This is a genomic window from Frankia sp. Cppng1_Ct_nod (assembly GCF_920656135.1).
Taxonomy (GTDB): Bacteria; Actinomycetota; Actinomycetes; order Frankiales; family Frankiaceae; genus Protofrankia; species Protofrankia meridionalis.
In genome coordinates this window covers 18,240-35,061 of sequence record NZ_CAKKTK010000030.1, presented here as the reverse complement: position 1 = coordinate 35,061, position 16,822 = coordinate 18,240, and the positions used below count along the sequence as shown (strand labels likewise).

15 protein-coding genes and 1 tRNA gene are annotated in these 16,822 nt (G+C 68.1%); 11 read left to right on the top strand and 5 right to left on the bottom strand.

Features of this window, described 5'->3' with window-relative positions; all coding sequences use genetic code 11:
* Positions 1-93: 93 nt before the first annotated feature.
* Together NBW77_RS11150 and NBW77_RS11145 are read left to right on the top strand one after the other, a co-directional pair.
* Complete coding sequence (locus NBW77_RS11150; RefSeq protein ID WP_131745220.1) at positions 94-321, top strand: hypothetical protein; 228 nt, start codon at positions 94-96, stop codon at positions 319-321.
* A 123-nt stretch (positions 322-444) separates the two neighbouring features.
* Positions 445-1,233: a PadR family transcriptional regulator gene (locus NBW77_RS11145; protein WP_250279659.1), complete on the top strand. Its 789-nt coding sequence runs from the start codon at positions 445-447 to the stop codon at positions 1,231-1,233.
* A gap of 190 nt (positions 1,234-1,423) precedes the next feature.
* Here the strand turns inward: NBW77_RS11145 and NBW77_RS11140 are convergent, their stop codons facing one another.
* Positions 1,424-1,762, bottom strand: coding sequence for a hypothetical protein (locus tag NBW77_RS11140; protein ID WP_131745219.1), 339 nt, complete (start codon positions 1,760-1,762; stop codon positions 1,424-1,426).
* 118 nt (positions 1,763-1,880) lie between these two features.
* Between NBW77_RS11140 and NBW77_RS11135 the strand changes: the two genes are divergently transcribed.
* The 3 genes from NBW77_RS11135 to NBW77_RS11125 all read left to right on the top strand — a co-directional run bounded on the left by NBW77_RS11135 (position 1,881) and on the right by NBW77_RS11125 (position 5,945).
* Positions 1,881-3,767 carry a serine/threonine-protein kinase gene (locus tag NBW77_RS11135; protein WP_250279658.1) on the top strand — a complete coding sequence of 629 codons (1,887 nt, stop codon included), beginning with the start codon at positions 1,881-1,883 and terminating at the stop codon, positions 3,765-3,767.
* 366 nt (positions 3,768-4,133) lie between these two features.
* The gene (locus tag NBW77_RS11130) at positions 4,134-4,994 is read left to right on the top strand and encodes a crotonase/enoyl-CoA hydratase family protein (RefSeq protein WP_131745217.1); all 861 of its coding nucleotides are present in this window, start codon (positions 4,134-4,136) and stop codon (positions 4,992-4,994) included.
* Between the two features lie 123 nt (positions 4,995-5,117).
* Entirely contained in the window at positions 5,118-5,945 is an 828-nt protein-coding gene (locus NBW77_RS11125) for a FadR/GntR family transcriptional regulator (protein WP_131745216.1), read from the top strand.
* 42 nt (positions 5,946-5,987) lie between these two features.
* Here NBW77_RS11125 and NBW77_RS11120 read toward each other — a convergent pair whose 3' ends face one another.
* The gene (locus NBW77_RS11120; RefSeq protein WP_131745215.1) at positions 5,988-7,202 is read right to left on the bottom strand and encodes an acetyl-CoA C-acetyltransferase; all 1,215 of its coding nucleotides are present in this window, start codon (positions 7,200-7,202) and stop codon (positions 5,988-5,990) included.
* A gap of 321 nt (positions 7,203-7,523) precedes the next feature.
* Here NBW77_RS11120 and NBW77_RS11115 point away from each other — a divergent pair, with 321 nt between their 5' ends.
* A complete protein-coding gene (locus NBW77_RS11115; RefSeq protein WP_131745214.1) occupies positions 7,524-8,678 on the top strand; it encodes an acyl-CoA dehydrogenase family protein in 1,155 nt (384 codons plus the stop codon).
* A gap of 79 nt (positions 8,679-8,757) precedes the next feature.
* Here NBW77_RS11115 and NBW77_RS11110 read toward each other — a convergent pair whose 3' ends face one another.
* Entirely contained in the window at positions 8,758-9,849 is a 1,092-nt protein-coding gene (locus tag NBW77_RS11110) for a magnesium transporter CorA family protein (protein ID WP_175324630.1), read from the bottom strand.
* A 112-nt stretch (positions 9,850-9,961) separates the two neighbouring features.
* Between NBW77_RS11110 and NBW77_RS11105 the strand changes: the two genes are divergently transcribed.
* Together NBW77_RS11105 and NBW77_RS11100 are read left to right on the top strand one after the other, a co-directional pair.
* Complete coding sequence (locus tag NBW77_RS11105) at positions 9,962-10,711, top strand: metallophosphoesterase family protein (RefSeq protein ID WP_131745213.1); 750 nt, start codon at positions 9,962-9,964, stop codon at positions 10,709-10,711.
* 181 nt (positions 10,712-10,892) lie between these two features.
* Positions 10,893-11,999 (top strand): PSP1 domain-containing protein, encoded by a 1,107-nt coding sequence (locus tag NBW77_RS11100; protein WP_242605545.1) that lies wholly within the window; start codon positions 10,893-10,895, stop codon positions 11,997-11,999.
* Here the strand turns inward: NBW77_RS11100 and NBW77_RS11095 are convergent.
* Entirely contained in the window at positions 11,981-12,706 is a 726-nt protein-coding gene (locus NBW77_RS11095; RefSeq protein WP_250279657.1) for a response regulator transcription factor, read from the bottom strand. The genes NBW77_RS11100 and NBW77_RS11095 overlap by 19 nt on opposite strands.
* Positions 12,707-13,010: 304 nt before the next feature.
* On the opposite strand from NBW77_RS11095, the gene NBW77_RS11090 reads away from it, so the two are divergent.
* Positions 13,011-13,082: transfer RNA gene (locus NBW77_RS11090), tRNA-Thr, on the top strand.
* Positions 13,083-13,230: 148 nt separating this feature from the next.
* On the opposite strand, the gene NBW77_RS11085 is transcribed toward NBW77_RS11090, so the two are convergent.
* A complete protein-coding gene (locus tag NBW77_RS11085; protein ID WP_284346917.1) occupies positions 13,231-13,797 on the bottom strand; it encodes an inorganic diphosphatase in 567 nt (188 codons plus the stop codon).
* A gap of 286 nt (positions 13,798-14,083) precedes the next feature.
* Between NBW77_RS11085 and dacB the strand changes: the two genes are divergently transcribed.
* Both dacB and NBW77_RS11075 read left to right on the top strand, forming a co-directional pair.
* Positions 14,084-15,469, top strand: a complete 1,386-nt coding sequence (gene dacB / locus NBW77_RS11080; protein ID WP_250279656.1) for a D-alanyl-D-alanine carboxypeptidase/D-alanyl-D-alanine endopeptidase — start codon at positions 14,084-14,086, stop codon at positions 15,467-15,469.
* Positions 15,470-15,553: 84 nt separating this feature from the next.
* Positions 15,554-16,789, top strand: a complete 1,236-nt coding sequence (locus tag NBW77_RS11075) for an Rv3626c family coenzyme F420 biosynthesis-associated protein (RefSeq protein ID WP_250279655.1) — start codon at positions 15,554-15,556, stop codon at positions 16,787-16,789.
* Positions 16,790-16,822: the final 33 nt, after the last annotated feature.

Below are 16,822 nucleotides of genomic sequence, written 5' to 3'. Positions count from 1 at the left end.
ACTCGGTCACCAGGAACGTGACGCGTACAAGTCGACCGACCCATCGGCGTTTCGGTCACTCCGCGCCACGAAGTAAGACGAATATAGCGGCTCGTGGATTCCTGCGGACCTGGAGGCTCCCCCGGCATCCGTGTCGCCGCGCTCGGATGCTCGCCGAGCGAATCCGAAACGCTATTTCTGACCGGGGGACCTGTCGGTCAGCGCGCCCCGCGGAACACCGCCCGGCCCGGCCCGGGAACAACACACATCCAGCACATCTCGGCCCGGCTCACCCAGGCCCGGCTCACCCAGGCCCAGCTCGCCCGGGTCGTGGAGCCGTGAGCCGGTGCCAACGGATACCCGACCGTCCCACCGCGCCCGCAAGATCTACGCGTCGACATGTTGTGGTGCGGCGCATCGCGATATATCGTGAGCGTACGCGATACGACGAAAGGATCGATCAAGATGAACGCACAGGCATTTTCCGGATCATGGGCCTCCGGGCCATGGTCGTGGGGACGCGGCAGGCACGGCGAGGACCGGTTCGAGCACATCCGGATGACGGCAACCGAAGGTCGCGGCCGGCGGCGGCACGGTGGCCCAGGCGCGGTCCCGTTCGGTCCGGGATTCCCCGGCCCCGTACCCGGCCCCGTACCCGGCCCCGGCCCCGGTTTCGGTTTCGGTCCGGGATTCCCCGGCCCCGGTTTCGGTCCGGGTGGCCCAGGTTTCCCAGGCGGTCGCGGTCGTGGACGCGGCGCGAAGGTCAGGCGGGGTGACGTCCGTACGGCGATCCTCGCTCTGCTCGCCGAGGCCCCGATGCACGGCTACCAGATGATCAGTGAACTTGCCGAACGCAGCGGTGGCGCGTGGCGACCGAGTCCCGGTTCGGTCTACCCGGTCCTGCAGTTGCTCGCGGATGAGGGGCTCGTCCACGCCGAGGAGAGCGGCGGCAAGCGGGTGTTCCACCTGACCGATGCCGGACGCGCGTACACCGACGCCCGCGCGGGCGAGCCCAAGCCGTGGGAGACCGCGGCGGCTGCCGCCGACGACGGCCTCACCGATCTGCGGTCGTTGGCCTTCGGGGTGGGCGCAGCCGTTATGCAGGTCGCCCATGCGGGCAGTGACGCCCAGGTCAGAGCCGCACAGAAGATCCTTACGGAGACCAGACGGGCGCTTTACCGCATTCTCGCCGAGGACGAGCAGGACGAAACGGATCAGCCGGACGAGCCCACCACCGACAGTCCGGCGGAGTAGCTCCCAGTACTGAGGTTGAACTTGCGATAGCGGTGGGTTGTTACGGTTCATGACCCCGCCCAGCTACAGACTCACTGTCGGCCGCGAAACACCAACCAGGGCCGTGATCTCCTTCTTCTGTCGGTTCTCCGGCCACCACAATATGATCCGGACTCGCGTCGCCACCGTCGCCGGCACATCCTGGCTGCTGTCAGTCAAAGGGGTTGAGCCAGGAGCCGACCGTGCGTGCGCCGTGGGCCACGGCCGTCGCACCCGCGTCAACGGCCTTCCCAGCAAGATCCGGAGCATGCGACACGACTCCGGTGATGTCGTCCCAGTGGTCGTAGACCTCGGCACCGACCCAGGCGGCACCGGTCACCACCGTCGCACCCACGGTCACTGGATTCGGGCAGACCATCATGGCCGTGAAGCTCGCGTTGAAGCCGGTCTCGGCCAGGTCTGCGACGTAACCGGCACCGTTGGCCCGGTAGGCGTCGATCGGGTTACCTTGCGAGGCCACGTTGAGGACCGACAGGCCAGTCGCGGCCACTCCCCCGGCCGGACCGCACATGCCAGGTTCTTGCGGCGTCCAAGAATCGAACCCTCCATCACGGGCCCCCCGAGATGATGAAATAGCTGAAGTTTCTCCGGGGGAAAGGACTCATGCTGTGCGGAAACTGGGTTCCGGCTATGTGCTGCACGAACCGATCGGACGGGGTGCGTTCGGCCAGGTCTGGCGTGGGTCGACCGTGGACGGCGACCGTCCGGTAGCCGTGAAGGTGCTGCGCGGTGAACTCGCCGACGACCCTGAAGTGGTCGCCAGATTCGTGCAGGAACGGTCTGTGCTGCTCGGCTTCGACGATCCGCATCTCGTCACCGTCCGCGATCTCGTCGTCGAAGGAGACACCCTCGCGATCGTCATGGACCTCGTCAACGGCGTGGACCTGCGGGTGTATCTGCGAGAACGAGGAATGCTGGCGACAGCGCCGGCGGTCGGGCTGGTCTGCCATGTGCTGCGTGCACTGACCGTCGTACACGCAGCCGGCGTCGTTCACCGTGACCTCAAACCCGCAAACGTGCTCGTCGATGTCACCGACCCGGACGACCCACAAGCCCGCCTCACCGACTTCGGTGTGGCCAGGCTGGCCCACGGCCCGTCCCTGACCCGACTCACCGGCATGATCGGGACGCCCTTGTACATGGCCCCGGAACTCGCCCACCGCGAGCACGCACAACCTCCCGCCGACGTCTACAGCGCGGGAATCATGCTGTATGAACTACTCACCGGTGAACCGCCGTTTTCCGCACCACATCCGGTCGGGTTGCTCCGCGCGCATATGGAGGACGCGCCGCAGCCCATTGCGGGGCTGCCGCCCGGGTTGTGGGATGTCATCGCCCGGATGCTCGCGAAGGCACCGGCGGACCGTCCCACGGCGAGCGCGGCCGAGCGGGAGCTGACCCTGCTCGCGATGTCCGGGTTCGAACCGGACGGGGACGCGACCACGCTGCTGCGCGGGGACGTCACTGTCGTGACACCAAGGCGGGCGAGCGTCGCCGCCACGCCCGACGCCGTACTGCCGGTCGAGAGCCCGGTACCGGCCGGAAGCCCGATACCGATCAAGAATTCGGCCACCATGCCGGAGCCGGACGATCCCGGCCCCGTGGAGCTGAACGAGGCCCCGACTGCTCTGGCCAGCGCGCAGTTGCCCGCGGCGGCGATGTCACCGTCCTCGTATCCGCAGCCGTTCGCCCCGCAACCGGACGGTCCGCAGCCGTTCGCCCCGCAACCGGACGGTTCGCAGCGACTTGGTGACACCGTCGACCGGAACCGTCCAGGCAGGCACGGACGGGCTCGCACCACGATCATTGCCGGAGCGGCCGCGGTCGTGCTGCTGGGTGTCGGCGTCGGCGCGCTGGTACTGACCGGCAACCGTGGCAACGACACGGCAAGCATCCACGTCGGCTCGGTGCCGACATCGGACAGCCCCACGACAGCGGTGACGCAGGACCTGCCCCCGACCCCGACGACACCGGCCCAGGCGCCGACAGCCGAGCCGTCACCAGTGGACGCCGCCACCTCCACCGCGGGCGGTGACAGCGGTTCAGGTGGCGGCGTCGACTCGGGTACCACGGCTGGTAACGATCGCCAGGCACAGGTCGCAAGGCAGCCCGCCGCCGCCGCACCGGCACCCGTCAGGACAACGCCCGCGCCGACACCGACCCACGACATGCCGAACGGCTTCGCGGGCTCATGGTCCGGGACGGTGAGCCAGTCCGGCTCACCGGACTACACGGTGAAGCTTTCGCTGGCCAACGGCAATATCGGACAGAACGTCGGACGGGCGTCCTATCCGGAACTCGGCTGTGTGGCCGACCTCTATCTCACCGACGTGGCGGGTTCGACGATCCGCGTACAGGGCCAACTCGTCGTCAACTCCTACAACAACTGTGTCGCGGCAACCCTTGACCTTGGGCTGCGGTCAAGTTCCTCCATGAACTACCTGGCCCAGGTACCGGGTATGTCGGGCAGCGCCAGCGCGGTCCTCTACCGCTGAACGCCGATGAGCACCCTCAAATCAGTCATCCTGCCGGCGGTGGAGCATCTCGGCGAGCTTGTGGAGCTTCCCCGGCACCTGTGTGGCCACGGCTACTGCGCGGTAGCCCACGTGCCACACTGTTCGAAACGACATCCATATACTCATCATTAAGCGATCATCACGGCATGGGTCGTCGAGACATCTGAATCCGCGCCCACCGGGCACCACCGGAGTTCGGTGCCGTTCGAAATACCTCAGTGCCGCGCGGACACGCTCCAGTGCCGCGCAGAAACGCAGAGGGGATCCCATGACGACGGATGATCGGCAGCCGAACGCCTCCAGCGGTGCCGGCAGCACGGCCACCCCGACGGTTCGCGATATCCAATGAATCTGGAGTCGTACGTGTTCGCCGAGCCGCCGGCGCAGCCGCTGGTGGCGCTACGCGTCGAGCGCCGGGGCCCGGTCGTCCAGGTCACGCTGGTCGGCCCGGGTAAGGGCAACGCCATGGGGCCGGACTTCTGGCGCGAGGTCCCGCGAACGTTCACCGCGCTGGACACCGACGACAGCGTTCGGGCCGTGGTTGTCACCGGTTCCGGCGACAACTTCTGCTTCGGACTGGACCTGCGGACGATGTTCGAGGAGATCGGCTTCACGGACGCCGGGGACATCGGCCTCGCCCGGGCCCGCACCCACTTCATGCACAGGATCCGTGCCATGCAGGGCGCGCTGGACGCGGTCGCGCGCAGCCGCAAGGCGGTTGTCGCCGCGGTCAGCGGCTGGTGCGTCGGTGGTGGGGTCGACCTGCTGGCCGCGTGCGACGTCCGGTACGCGAGCGTGGACGCGATGTTCAGCGTCCGGGAGGTGCGGGTCGCCATGGTCGCCGACATGGGCAGCCTGCAACGCCTTCCCGCGATCATCGGTGACGGCCACCTTCGGGAACTCGCCCTGACAGGCAAGGACATCGACGCGGCCCGCGCCGAGCGGATCGGCCTCGTCAACGACGTGCTGCCCGACCCCGCCGCCGTGCTCGCCGCCGCCCACACCTTCGCCGACGAGGTCGCGGCCAACCCACCGCTGGTCGTCCAGGGCGTCAAGGACGTCCTGGACGCCACCCGCGCGGCTCGGACCGAGGCCGGACTGCGCTATGTGGCGACGTGGAACGCCGCGTTCCTACCGTCCCACGATCTCACCGAGGCGATGACCGCGTTCGGTGAACGCCGCCCCCCACGGTTCACCGGCCGGTAACCGGGCCACGGGTCATGCCCGGCCCGCCGAAGGCTGCGGGCAAAGACCCGCACGGACGCCCCGGATGCCGCTTTCCAGATGAGCGGTGATGGTTCGTCCGGAAAGAACCGCATAGGGTGGTGAATGCACATAGGGAACAGGGGAGCACTCGACGTGATCACCGGTCGTGAAGATCTCGCGACACCTTTGGAGCGTGGGCCGAAGCTCACCGAACTCGTGGCGACCCGCCTTCGTCGCCTCATCATCACCGGGGAACTACGGACCGGGGACTTTCTGCCGCCCGAGGCAGAGCTCATGTCGCAGTTCGGGGTGTCCCGACCGACGCTGCGCGAGGCGTTACGGGTCCTGGAATCCGAGATGCTCATTCTTCCACGGAGAGGCACCCACACAGGTCCGCGGGTGTGCGCACCAACGGTTGACCAATCGGCCCGTTACACCGCGTTCCTGTTACAGCACCGGGGAGTGCGGCTGAGTGACGTACACCAGGCCCGGAACCTGATCGAGCCGCCGCTGGCCCGCCGCGTTGCCGAACAGGGCGACCCGGACGTCCTGGACATGCTCACGATCGCACTGGACGATGAGGAGTCGGTCCTGCCGGACCCGGCTGCCTTTGGCACGGCGACGGCACGATTCCACCTGGCGATCGCGGACAGCGCCCAGATCGAGTCACTCGCCGTCACATTACGCCAGTACTACTGGATGATCGAGACGCACACCGGCAACGCCGGATGCGCCGCTCGGACAACCGACCCGGCCGCCAGGCCCAAGGCGGAACCCAAGCCCGGCCCCGGGAACTGGCGCACCCACCACGACCATGTACACCTGGTTGCCCTGCTGACCGCCGGGGATCCCGACCCGGTCGAGCACTGGTGGCGCATGCACCTGGAGTCCGCGTGCGCCGCCGCAAGCATCGATGCCGGTGACGCACCCGTCCTCAACGTCTTCGACTAGATGGATCCAGGGCTGGACATCCAGGGCTGGACGGATCCAGGGCTACGGGATGCGCTCGACCACCGCGGTAAGGCCCTGGCCTCCACCGATGCACATCGTCTCCAGGCCATAGCGGACGCCTCGACGGTGCATCTCGTTCAGCAGCGTCGCCAGGATGCGCACACCCGTAGCGCCGACCGGATGCCCGAGCGAGATGCCCGATCCGTTAACGTTCAGCCGGTCGAAGTCGGCCGGAGCCAACGACCACGCGCGCGTCACCGCCAGCACCTGCGCGGCAAACGCCTCGTTCAGCTCAATCAGGTCGATGTCGGCGAGCTTGAGACCGGCCCGCTCCAACGCCCGTTCGGTAGCCGGCACCGGGCCGATGCCCATGGTCCGCGGCGGTACCCCGGCAACCGCCCACGAGACGATCCGCCCCAGCGGACGCAGCCCGAGCTGTTCGGCACGCTCAGGATGGGTGACCAGGCAGACGGCGGCAGCGTCGTTCTGGCCACTGGCATTCCCCGCGGTGACCGTTGCCTCCGGGTCGCTGCGTCCCATCACCGGTCGCAGCGCGGCGAGGCGTTCCAGGCTCGAGTCGGCCCGGGGGTGCTCGTCCCGGTCGATGAGCACTGTCCCCTTCTTGCGGTTGGTGACCGTCACCGGCACGATCTCCTGGTCGAAGTAACCGGCCTGCTGGGCCGCCACCGCCCGCTGGTGCGACCGCAGTGCCAGCTCATCCTGTTCGGCTCGGGAGATGCCGTACTCGCGGCGGAGGTTCTCGGCGGTCTCAAGCATCCCGCCGGGCACCGGGTAGTTCTTCCCACCGGCGGTGACACGGCCGCGGGCGAGACGGTCCACCAGGCTGATGCTCGGCTTCTTCGTTCCCCACCGGACGTCGGTCGAATAGAACTCGGCCTGGCTCATGCTCTCGACGCCGCCGGCGAGCACCAGCTCCGCCACGCCCGTCTGTACCTGCATGGCTGCGAGCAGCACGGCCTGCAGGCCGGAGCCGCACCTGCGGTCGAGCTGCAGGCCCGGGACCTCGATCGGCAGGCCGGCGTCCAGCGCCGCCACCCGTCCGATCGCCGGAGCCTCACCGTTCGGATAGCACTGGCCGAACACGACGTCGTCGATGGCGTCCGCTGACACACCGGTCCGTTCCACCAGGGCACGGATCACGGTGGCGGCAAGCTCCGTCGCGGGGACGTCGGTGAAGACACCCCCGAATCCGCCGACCGGTGTACGTAGCGGCGAACAGATCACGGCGTCACGCATGCGTCATGCTCCTCACAGTCAGCGGGGCACAGTCGGTTCGATAGTCGCAGTCAGGTGGGCGGGGTGCGGCCGGTCGGGCACGGTCAGCGGGCCCCGGCCGGCCGGGCACGAACCGCCCCATGCCTGGATCATCGCTGCTCAAGTGGGCTGGCGCACGGAATCACGCCGGGATGGTTGACTTACGCAACGGTCAGCCCATCGTGTATATCATCGATACGATCGTATTGATGCACCGCCGGTCGGCGCACCGGAGCACTACGCCAGTTGAGATCGTCAGTTGAGATCGTCAGTTGAGATCCTGAACCCTGCGGAGGTGGCGGTATGGACGCGGCGGACTTCTCCGAGATCCTGACGACCGTACGGACGTTCGTGCGCGAGCGCGTCGTACCGGTCGAGAACGAGATCGACGAGAAGGACGAGGTGCCCGCCGACATCCGGGACGCCACCAAGGAGATGGGCCTGTGGGGCTTCGCGATCCCGGAGGAGCACGGCGGTCTCGGGCTGTCCATGAGCGAGGAGGCACGGCTCGTCTTCGAGCTCGGGTACACCACGCCCGCACTGCGGTCGATGTTCGGCACGAACAACGGCATCGCCGGCCATGTGATCATCGAGGGCGGCACGGAGGAACAGAAGCAGCACTGGCTGCCCCGCCTCGCCTCCGGTGAGGTGACGGCGTCCTTCGGGCTCACCGAAGCGGACGCTGGATCCGATCCGTCCACCCTGACCACCAGCGCCTATCGGGACGGCGACGAGTGGGTGATCAGCGGCGCGAAGCGCTACATCACCAACGCCCCGATCGCCGACGCGATCTTCGTCTTCGCCCGGACGAACCCCGACGTCCCGGCGACCCGCGGCATCTCCAACTTCATCGTGCCGAAGGGCACCCCGGGGCTCACCATCGGGCCGCGTGACCACAAGATGGGGCAGGCCGGCGCGTGGAGTTCGGACGTGTACCTCGACGAGGTCCGCGTCCCGCACACGCACCTTGTCGGCGGGGATGCCGGCGAGGGTTACGGCTTCGCGACCGCCATGCGCTGCCTGGCCCACGGCCGCATCCATATATCCGCGCTGTGCGTCGGGCTTGCGCAACGCCTGGTGGACGAGTCGGTGTCCTTCGCGGCGCAGCGCCAGCAGGGCGGCCGACCGATCGGGGAGTACCAGCTCGTCCAGGGCATGATCGCAGACTCGGTGACGGACCTGTACGCCGGCCGAGCGCTGGTGGTGGAGACAGCGCGAGCCTTCGACGCCGGCACCGACACCAAGGTCGGACCATCCGCGGCGAAGTACTTCTGCAGCGAGATGGTCGGCCGGGTCGCCGACCGGGCCGTCCAGATCCACGGTGGCGCCGGCTACATCAGGGGCGTGCCGGTCGAGCGCTTCTACCGGGACGCGCGGCTCTTCCGGCTCTACGAAGGCACCTCGCAGATTCAGCAGCTCATCATCGCCCGACACCTGCTCCGGGCGGCGAGCGGCTGAACGGCCGAGCGGCCGAGCGGCTGAACGGCCGAGCGGCCGCCAACACGGTGGCGCTGTTTCCGACAGCCATCCCCGTTTTCTACAGCCATCCCCGTCGGCGCAGGAGAAGGTACAACCCGCCCGCGCACCCGAGAAGAACAATCAGACTGACGACAAAACCCCATTCCGCGCCGAATCCCGGATACGGAACGTTCTGGCCGTAGAATCCGGTGATAGCGGTTGGTACCGCTATCACCGCGGCCCATCCGGTCAGTTTCTTCATGACGACGTTGAGCCGGTTACCCTGAATGGTCAGGTTGGTCTCCAGGATCGTGGTGACGAGATCGCGCAGACTCTCCGTCCATTCGGTTACGCGCAGCACATGGTCGTAGACGTCCTGGAAGTACGAGGCCATTCCCTCGCCGACAAGCCGTAGATCACGGCGCAGCAGGGTGTTGACGACCTCCCGCATCGGCAGCACCTCGCGCCGCAGCAGAACAAGGCTCTTGCGGAGCTCGAAACTACGCCGTTGCACAAGGGCATCGTGCGGCGTGTCATCGAAAAGCAGGTCCTCCAGCTCCTCGATCGCGGCATCCAGGGACAGCACCGCATCGAAATAGCCGTCGACCAGGTAGTCGATCAGGCCGTGTAGAAGGAATGCGATCCCGTGACCGGCGAGGTCGTCGTTGTCGTCCCAACGGCGGACCACCGCGGCCACGTCGAAATGCTCGTCGCCGCGAACGGTAACCAACGCCCGCGGCGTGACAAACGCGGAAACCTCGTGCGTGGCGAGCCGTCCGGTGCGGACGTCGAGCTCTACGGCATAGGCATTCAGAAAAATGTGGTCGCGATAACGGTCGAGTTTCGGCCGTTCACCGGGACTGACCGCATCCTCCACCGCCAGCGGATCGAGTTTCAGCTCGTCGGAGATGACATGGAGGTCGGCGCGCTCGGGTGCGCACAGGTCGAGCCACACGACCGTGTCCGGCTGCTCGAGATAGTCACTGACCATCGAGATCGGGAAGCCGGAAGCTATGATCATGCCTCCCTGGTACACCCGTGTGTGCGGCGGGCACGACCCGATGGCGCTGTCGGGATGCGCCCCGACGTCGACCGCGCACCCGGCTGCGCCACCGGCCCGGCTGAAGATTTCACCGGAGGATTCACCGGATACCGCATCCCGTTCGCTCATCACTTCGTAGTCTCCACCCCAGTTGGGCCACGCCGACACCCATTCCGACATCCGCACCTGGCGCGCCGGTGGACACCGCACGATCATGGTCGAAAGACAGGAAGGTGGGAACATGGTTGCAGTCGCGGCAGTAGGGGACCTGCACGTCGAAGCGGGAGCAGGGCCGAGACTGCGTCCGCTCTTCCAACGGGCGGCGAACGACGCGGACGTACTACTGCTCGCCGGAGATCTCACCGACCGCGGCCGGCTCGCCCAGGCGGAGGCCGTGTGCGAGGTGTTCGGGGGGCTCGACCTGCCGGTCGTCGCGGTCCTCGGCAACCACGACCACGACCACGATGAGCAGACCAGGATCACCGAGATGCTCACCGATGTGGGGGTCACCGTCCTCGACGGGTCGGTAGCGACCGTGGTCGCCGCAGGGACGACGATCGGGATCGCCGGTGGCAAGGGATTCGCCGGTGGCTTTGCCGGGCGCAGCGCGGAGATCTTCGGCGAGAACGAGATGAAGGCCTTCGCCCGCCACGGGCAACGGACCGCCGAGCTGCTCGGCACTGCCATCAACAGCCTCGACACCGAGTGGAGGATCGCGCTCACGCACTATGCCCCCGTTCCCGACACCCTTGACGGGGAACCACTCGAGCTTTATCCGTTCCTCGGTAACCATCACCTGGCCGCTGCCATCGACTCGTCGGCCGTACCGGTCACGCTGGCCGTTCACGGTCATGCCCACTACGGCCGCGAGTGTGGGGTCACCCCCGGTGGCACGCTGGTGCGCAACGTCGCCGCGCCGGTGATCGCGGCTCCCTACGCGGTCTACCGGCTGTCCGCCGACCCCGGCACGACCGCCGTCCGGCTGCTCTGACCACCCGGTCGGACAGCCAACGTATCGGGATGCGAGCCGTTCATCCACCGGACCGGCACGCGGGTCCGGCGTACTCTGACGGAACGGCCACCGTCTGGTCACGGCAACCACCGTGTCGTCCGGCCAACGACGATCAACAGAAAAATGATCAGCAGGCAGGTCGGAAGGCGGTACGGACGGTATGCCGATGATGTGTGCGGTCACCTTTTCCCCGCGTGGGCGGCTCTATTACGCCGACCCGGGGCCGCATTCGCCGAAGGTCGGTGACAAGGTTCTCATCCCGACCGATGCCGGGCCCGAGGTCGCCGAATGCATGTGGGCTCCGCAGTGGGTCAGCGACGACATAGGTGGTCTGCCGGTCCTCGCCGGGATGGCGCAGCAGGCCGACATCGAACGGTACGCGGTCTCCCGGCGTCGCCGGGCGACCGCGCGGGTCGCCGCCAAGCGGCTGATCCGCGAACACGAGTTGCCCATGAAGGTCGTCGGGGTCGACTACGTCCAAGCCGACAACATGTTCACCATCTACTTCACTGCCGATCATCGGGTCGACTTCCGAGCGCTCGTACGCGATCTCGCCCGGACTCTGGGCGCCCGGATCGACCTGCGTCAGCTCTCCGCCCGCGACAGCGCGCGAATCCAGGGCGGGATCGGTTCCTGCGGGCGCGACCTGTGCTGCGCCACGTTTCTCACCGACTTCGAACCGGTCAGTATCCGGATGGCCAAAGACCAGGACCTTCCGCTGAATCCCATGAAGATCAGCGGTGCCTGCGGCCGGCTGATGTGCTGCCTTCGGTACGAGCATCCGCTCTACGAGCAGTTCAAGGCCGAGACTCCGGCGGTGGGAGCACGGGTGAGCACCCCCGACGGAGACGGACGGGTCGTCTCCCACGACGTACCACGCGACCAGGTCGTCGTCAGGCTGGACGCCGGCGGCGGACGATGCGCGTGCAGTCGGGCGAGTGTCTGCGGGTCACGCAAGGAATACGATGCGACCCACTCCGGTCCTGGCCCGGCCATCGGTGAATCGGGCCGGACCACCGGCCGGTCCGAGCATGCCTCCGACCCGGATGACAGCACGGTCGCAACAGGCATGGCCCGTCCGGGAACGTCCGCTCTGGACCGAGCGGCACCGCAGACAGCGGCACCGGATAACGCCCGGGCCCGCCGGCGTCTGCGGCGCCAGACATCCCGCGACCAGGGCGCGACCCTGACGCATCCTCGTGAGGAGGATACGTCGGAGCCGGACCCTGGCGGTCAGGACCCTGACGGTCAGGGGTCGAAGCGGTAGCCCATACCACGCAAGGTGGTGACAAGCCGACGTTGCGGTGGGCGTCCCTCGACCTTGGTACGGACCCGGCGCACATGTTCGGTGACAGTTGCCGGGTCCTGGAAGCGCGTACCCCAGACCTGCTCCAGCAGCTCCTCGCGGCTGAAAACACGGCGCGGGTGGCGGGCCAGGAAGGCGAGCAGCTCGTATTCACGCGCGGTGAGGTCAATGCGCTCACCCCCAACCGCAACCTCGCGGGCACGCAGGTCTATGGAGACATCTCCATAGACCAGCGGGTCGTTTCCGTCGCCGGTGCGCTGCGGCGGCGGCTCCACCGGACGGCGGCGCAGCCGGGCACGGACCCGCGCGACGAGTTCCCGCAGGGAGTACGGCTTGACCACGTAGTCGTCGGCCCCGAGCTCCAGGCCGACGACACGGTCGACCTCCTCGGCCCGACCGGTCAACATGATCACAGGTACTTCGCTGGTTTGCCGCAGCCGACTCAGGACGGCGAATCCATCCATCCGCGGCATCGCGACATCGAGCACCACAAGATCGATTTCAGTGGTCTGGAAGAGCTTGAGCGCGGCCTCACCGTCCGCCGCCTCCAGGACCCGATACCCGAACCGTTCAAGGCTTCGAGCAAGCGCAACTCGAGAAGCTTCGTCATCCTCGGCGACGAGCAGGGAAGCCCCCCGCGTTGCTGTTGCAGTTGCGTCCCCGGTCATGGTCGAAACCCTACGCACGCTCTCCGGAACCGCTGCGAGCGGGGTAGCGGGACGGGTCAGGATCGGCGATTCCGATACGCATCGGTAATGGAAAAATTACTCGCCGTCAATTAATAGACATCGGAGACACATGGGAGCGCGAGCGGGAACCTATCCTGTAGATCTTGGCGATGACGCCCTCGGGGGCCGATCACGACCCGGGCGTCCCATACCCCACCGGCCCGCCCGTCACCGACCCGAGAAGCCCTCGTCGGTCTGGCATACTCGGGAGCGGCCCAGGTTCTTCGGAGCCGGTCAGCCAGACGCCGGAGTAGCTCAGTGGCAGAGCAATCGCCTCGTAAGCGATAGGTCGCGGGTTCAATCCCCGCCTCCGGCTCAGACCCCCTCACCGCAGAATGATCAAATCGATAGGGATCATGGTCGCGGCAGCAAATCATTGAAGATCCACTACCGCAACCACGATCAGCCATCGACACCCCCGCCGGCACCGGGACCGCCGGCCGACGCCGGGCCTCAGCCGTGCGTCACGCGGACCTGACCTCCGGCTCGGATGGTTGCGCAACGTCCAGGTCGGAGCCGTCACCGAGCTTGCTCTCGGTGGCGAGCGCGTCCTGTTCACGCTGGATCGAGGCAAGGATCTCCCGCTCCGCGTCGGAACGACCGACCCAGGACGCACCTTCCACCGACTTGCCCGGCTCCAGGTCCTTGTAGACCTCGAAGAAGTGCTGGATTTCCAGCCGGTCGAACTCGGGAAGGTGCCTGATGTCACGCAGGTGTTCCTGACGGACGTCCGCGACCGGCACGCACAACACCTTGTCGTCCGGGCCCTTCTCATCGCTCATCTGGAACATGCCGATCGTCCGGCAACGCACCAGACAACCCGGGAACGTCGGCTCCTCCAGCAGGACGAGCGCATCCAGAGGATCACCGTCCCGGCCGAGCGTACCCTCGATGAACCCGTAGTCCGAGGGGTAGTGGGTGGACGTGAACAGCATCCGGTCGAGCCGGATCCGCCCGGTGTGGTGATCCATTTCGTACTTGTTGCGCTGCCCCTTCGGGATCTCAATGGTCACATCGAACTCGAGGTCCACACCTTCCCCTGTCATGTCGGTGGGCGCGTCCCGTCCGGACCGCCCGCTTGTTGTGTCCTTGTTACCAGTGTCGGAGCCCATGGATGCCACCTGGAAGATTCCTCGGGTACCCGCAGGTGACGTCCCACCTGCGGTCGAGTAGACCCACGGTGAAGCCTGCCGACCTGGATCGGCCACCGGGTCTCTCGCCCATGGCCTTCCCCCGCCGGTGCGATACGACCCAGGTCCCCCCACGGTCACGCCGCCGCCGGCCGCTGGACGTAGTCTCCCGCACGTGACCCCTCCGATGCCGGGCCGGGTCGGTGGGCTCACCGCGATCGCCGGGGCGCTGCTCGCCGGCCAGTTGTCGGTTTCACCGGTCGACGGGCCAACCGTGGTCCAGCCCAAGCCGCGGCCGGCGGCTGCACCGTTCGCGGCGCTCGCCCCGACGGCACGGGCCGCCGACCCCGCGACGGTGAGCTCCCGGCTCACCGGACCGCTGGCGAACCCCGCGATCGGCAACCCGTCCGTGCTGATCCTGGACGCGTTGACCGGGTCCGTGCTGCTCGATCGCCGCTCCGCCACCCCGGTGGCACCGGCATCCACGCTCAAGACCGTCGTTGCGGCGGCGGCGCTGACGACCTTCGCGACAACGGACACCCTGACGACCCGGGTCCTCTACACGCCGCCCGCGACCGGCATGACCGGCATGTCGGAGAGCGGCGGGACGCTGTGGTTGGTGGGTGCGGGCGATCCGACGCTCACCGCCGCGACCGGTCCGGCGGGCTATCCGTCCCTCGCCCGTCTGACGGACCTGGCCGCCCAGGTACGCAAGGCCGGGATCACCCGGGTTGACCGACTGATCGGGGACGGGACGCTGTTCACCGGACCGTCCACAGCCGAAGGATGGCGCGACAGCTACGTCACGGATGGCAACGTCACGCCGGTCTCCGCGCTTGAGGTCGATGGCGGGCGTCCCGCGCCGGGCGCGACCGGGCCGCGGACGTCCAATCCGACCGCGGCTGCCACGAACGCCTTCTCGATGGCGCTGCGTCAGGCCGGGGTCCAGGTTGGCTCGGCCGGAACAGGCGCCATGCCCGCCGGGGTCGCCACCGGCGTGTCCACCGACGCCCGACAGGTCGCCGCGGTCCACAGCCCACCGATCCCGCTGTTGGTCGAGCGGATGCTCACCTACTCCGACAACGACCTGGCCGAAAACCTGGGCCGGTTGGTGGCTCGTGCCCGCGGTCTGCCGGCATCTTTCGCCGGCGCCACCCAGGCGGTGCTCGGCGTCCTGCGGGAACTGGGCGTGTCGACCACCGGGGCGACCCTGGCGGACACCAGCGGCCTGTCGACGTCCGACCAGATCGCTCCGGCGACCCTGGTGGCGGTTCTCCGGACCGCCGTGATGCCCGGGCACCCCGCGTTGCGAACGCTGATCACGGGACTTCCGGTAGCCGGCTTCTCGGGGACGTTGGGCGACCGCTACGGCTCGCCCGACACCCGCGCCGGTGCCGGCGATGTGCGGGCGAAGACAGGCAGCCTGCGGACCGTCACAAGCCTCGCAGGTCAGCTCGTGGACGCCGACGGTCGGCTCCTGCTGTTCGGGCTGTTCGCCCCGGTCGAGGAGAGCAGCTCCGCACGCAACGCCCTCGACCAGGTGACCGTGACGCTCGCCTCGTGCGGATGCTGATCTCGGTCGAGATCAGCTGAAAGCAGTCGGCGCGCTGGCGATAAAGCCTGTCATCCGTCGGGGGCGGGACATAGGCTGGCGGATGTGGACGCTGAGCTAGTCGACTGGGACCTCGCAGTAGCCACGGCCCGGCGGCTTGTCCGACCCGGTCCGCCCCTGGCCCGCGCCGAGGCGGACGTGGTGGTGACGGAGCTACGACGGCTGGCCGTGGAGGCGGAGGACCACGTCCAGGCCTACACCCGGCTGGATCCGGCCGGTCCGGCCACGCCGATCGCCGTGGTCGACCGTCCCGAGTGGGTCCGGTCGAATGTCGCGGGTCTACGGGTGGTGACCGTCCCGCTGCTGGACAAACTCGCCGACCGCGACCGGGGCAAGCTGTCGACCGCCGTCGGGCGCAGGGTGACCGGCGTCCAGCTCGGCACCGCGCTGTCCTACCTCGCCGGAAAGGTCCTGGGGCAGTACGAGGTCTTTCTGCCGCCCGAGGAAACCGGCCCGACCGACCCCGCCGACCCCGCCGACCCCGCCGGGACCGCCGGGACCGCGGCCACGGTCCCGGGTTCCGCGGGGCTGTCGCTCGAGGGGGCTCCGGCGTTCGAGAAGGCTCCGCTCGCCGGCGGTTCCACCGACGCCGGGTTGGCCACCCGTCCGGTGGGACGACTCAGCCTGGTCGCGCCGAACATCGCCCAGGCCGAGCAGGCCCTGGCGGTCAACCCGCGTGACTTCCGGCTGTGGGTCTGCCTGCACGAGCAGACCCACCGCATCCAGTTCACCGCCGTCCCGTGGCTTCGGACGCATCTGGAAGGCGAGATCGGGGCGTTCATCGAGGCGACCGACCTCGACCCGGACGTGCTTGCCGAACGGGTGAAGTCGGCCGTCGCGGCCGTGCGCGGCGCCGTGCTCGACCGTGGGCCGAACGCGACGAGCATCGTGGAGGCGCTCCAGACGCCCGCCCAGCGGCAGGTCCTGGACCGTCTGCAGGCACTGATGACCCTGTTGGAGGGCCACGCCGACCATGTCATGGACGCGGTCGGCCCCAAGGTCGTGCCGAGCGTCACCGAGATCCGGGCACGGTTCGAGGGCCGACGTGGGGGCGGTTCACCGATCGACCGGTTCGTCCGCCGACTACTCGGGCTGGACCTCAAACTCCAGCAGTACCGGCAGGGCGGCGCTTTTGTCCGGGCTGTCGTCGCCGAGACCGGGGTGGACGCCTTCAACCTGGTCTGGGAGTCCCCCGAGACGCTGCCGACCCGCGCGGAACTGGTCGATCCGGGTGCCTGGATGCAGCGTGTCCTGGGCTCGCGTCCGCCCATGTCGGCCTAGGCGGCGGAACGCGGCCGCTCAGGAGTAGCCGGC

Excerpts from the sequence above, each read along its gene's own strand:
- NBW77_RS11145 (WP_250279659.1), top strand. The coding sequence starts at position 445 with ATGAACGCACAGGCATTTTCCGGATCATGGGCCTCCGGGCCATGGTCG.
- NBW77_RS11130 (WP_131745217.1), top strand. The coding sequence starts at position 4,134 with ATGAATCTGGAGTCGTACGTGTTCGCCGAGCCGCCGGCGCAGCCGCTG.
- NBW77_RS11125 (WP_131745216.1), top strand. The coding sequence starts at position 5,118 with ATGCACATAGGGAACAGGGGAGCACTCGACGTGATCACCGGTCGTGAA.
- NBW77_RS11120 (WP_131745215.1), bottom strand. The coding sequence starts at position 7,202 with ATGCGTGACGCCGTGATCTGTTCGCCGCTACGTACACCGGTCGGCGGA.
- NBW77_RS11115 (WP_131745214.1), top strand. The coding sequence starts at position 7,524 with ATGGACGCGGCGGACTTCTCCGAGATCCTGACGACCGTACGGACGTTC.
- NBW77_RS11110 (WP_175324630.1), bottom strand. The coding sequence starts at position 9,849 with ATGAGCGAACGGGATGCGGTATCCGGTGAATCCTCCGGTGAAATCTTC.
- NBW77_RS11105 (WP_131745213.1), top strand. The coding sequence starts at position 9,962 with ATGGTTGCAGTCGCGGCAGTAGGGGACCTGCACGTCGAAGCGGGAGCA.
- NBW77_RS11100 (WP_242605545.1), top strand. The coding sequence starts at position 10,893 with ATGCCGATGATGTGTGCGGTCACCTTTTCCCCGCGTGGGCGGCTCTAT.
- NBW77_RS11095 (WP_250279657.1), bottom strand. The coding sequence starts at position 12,706 with ATGACCGGGGACGCAACTGCAACAGCAACGCGGGGGGCTTCCCTGCTC.
- dacB (WP_250279656.1), top strand. The coding sequence starts at position 14,084 with ATGCCGGGCCGGGTCGGTGGGCTCACCGCGATCGCCGGGGCGCTGCTC.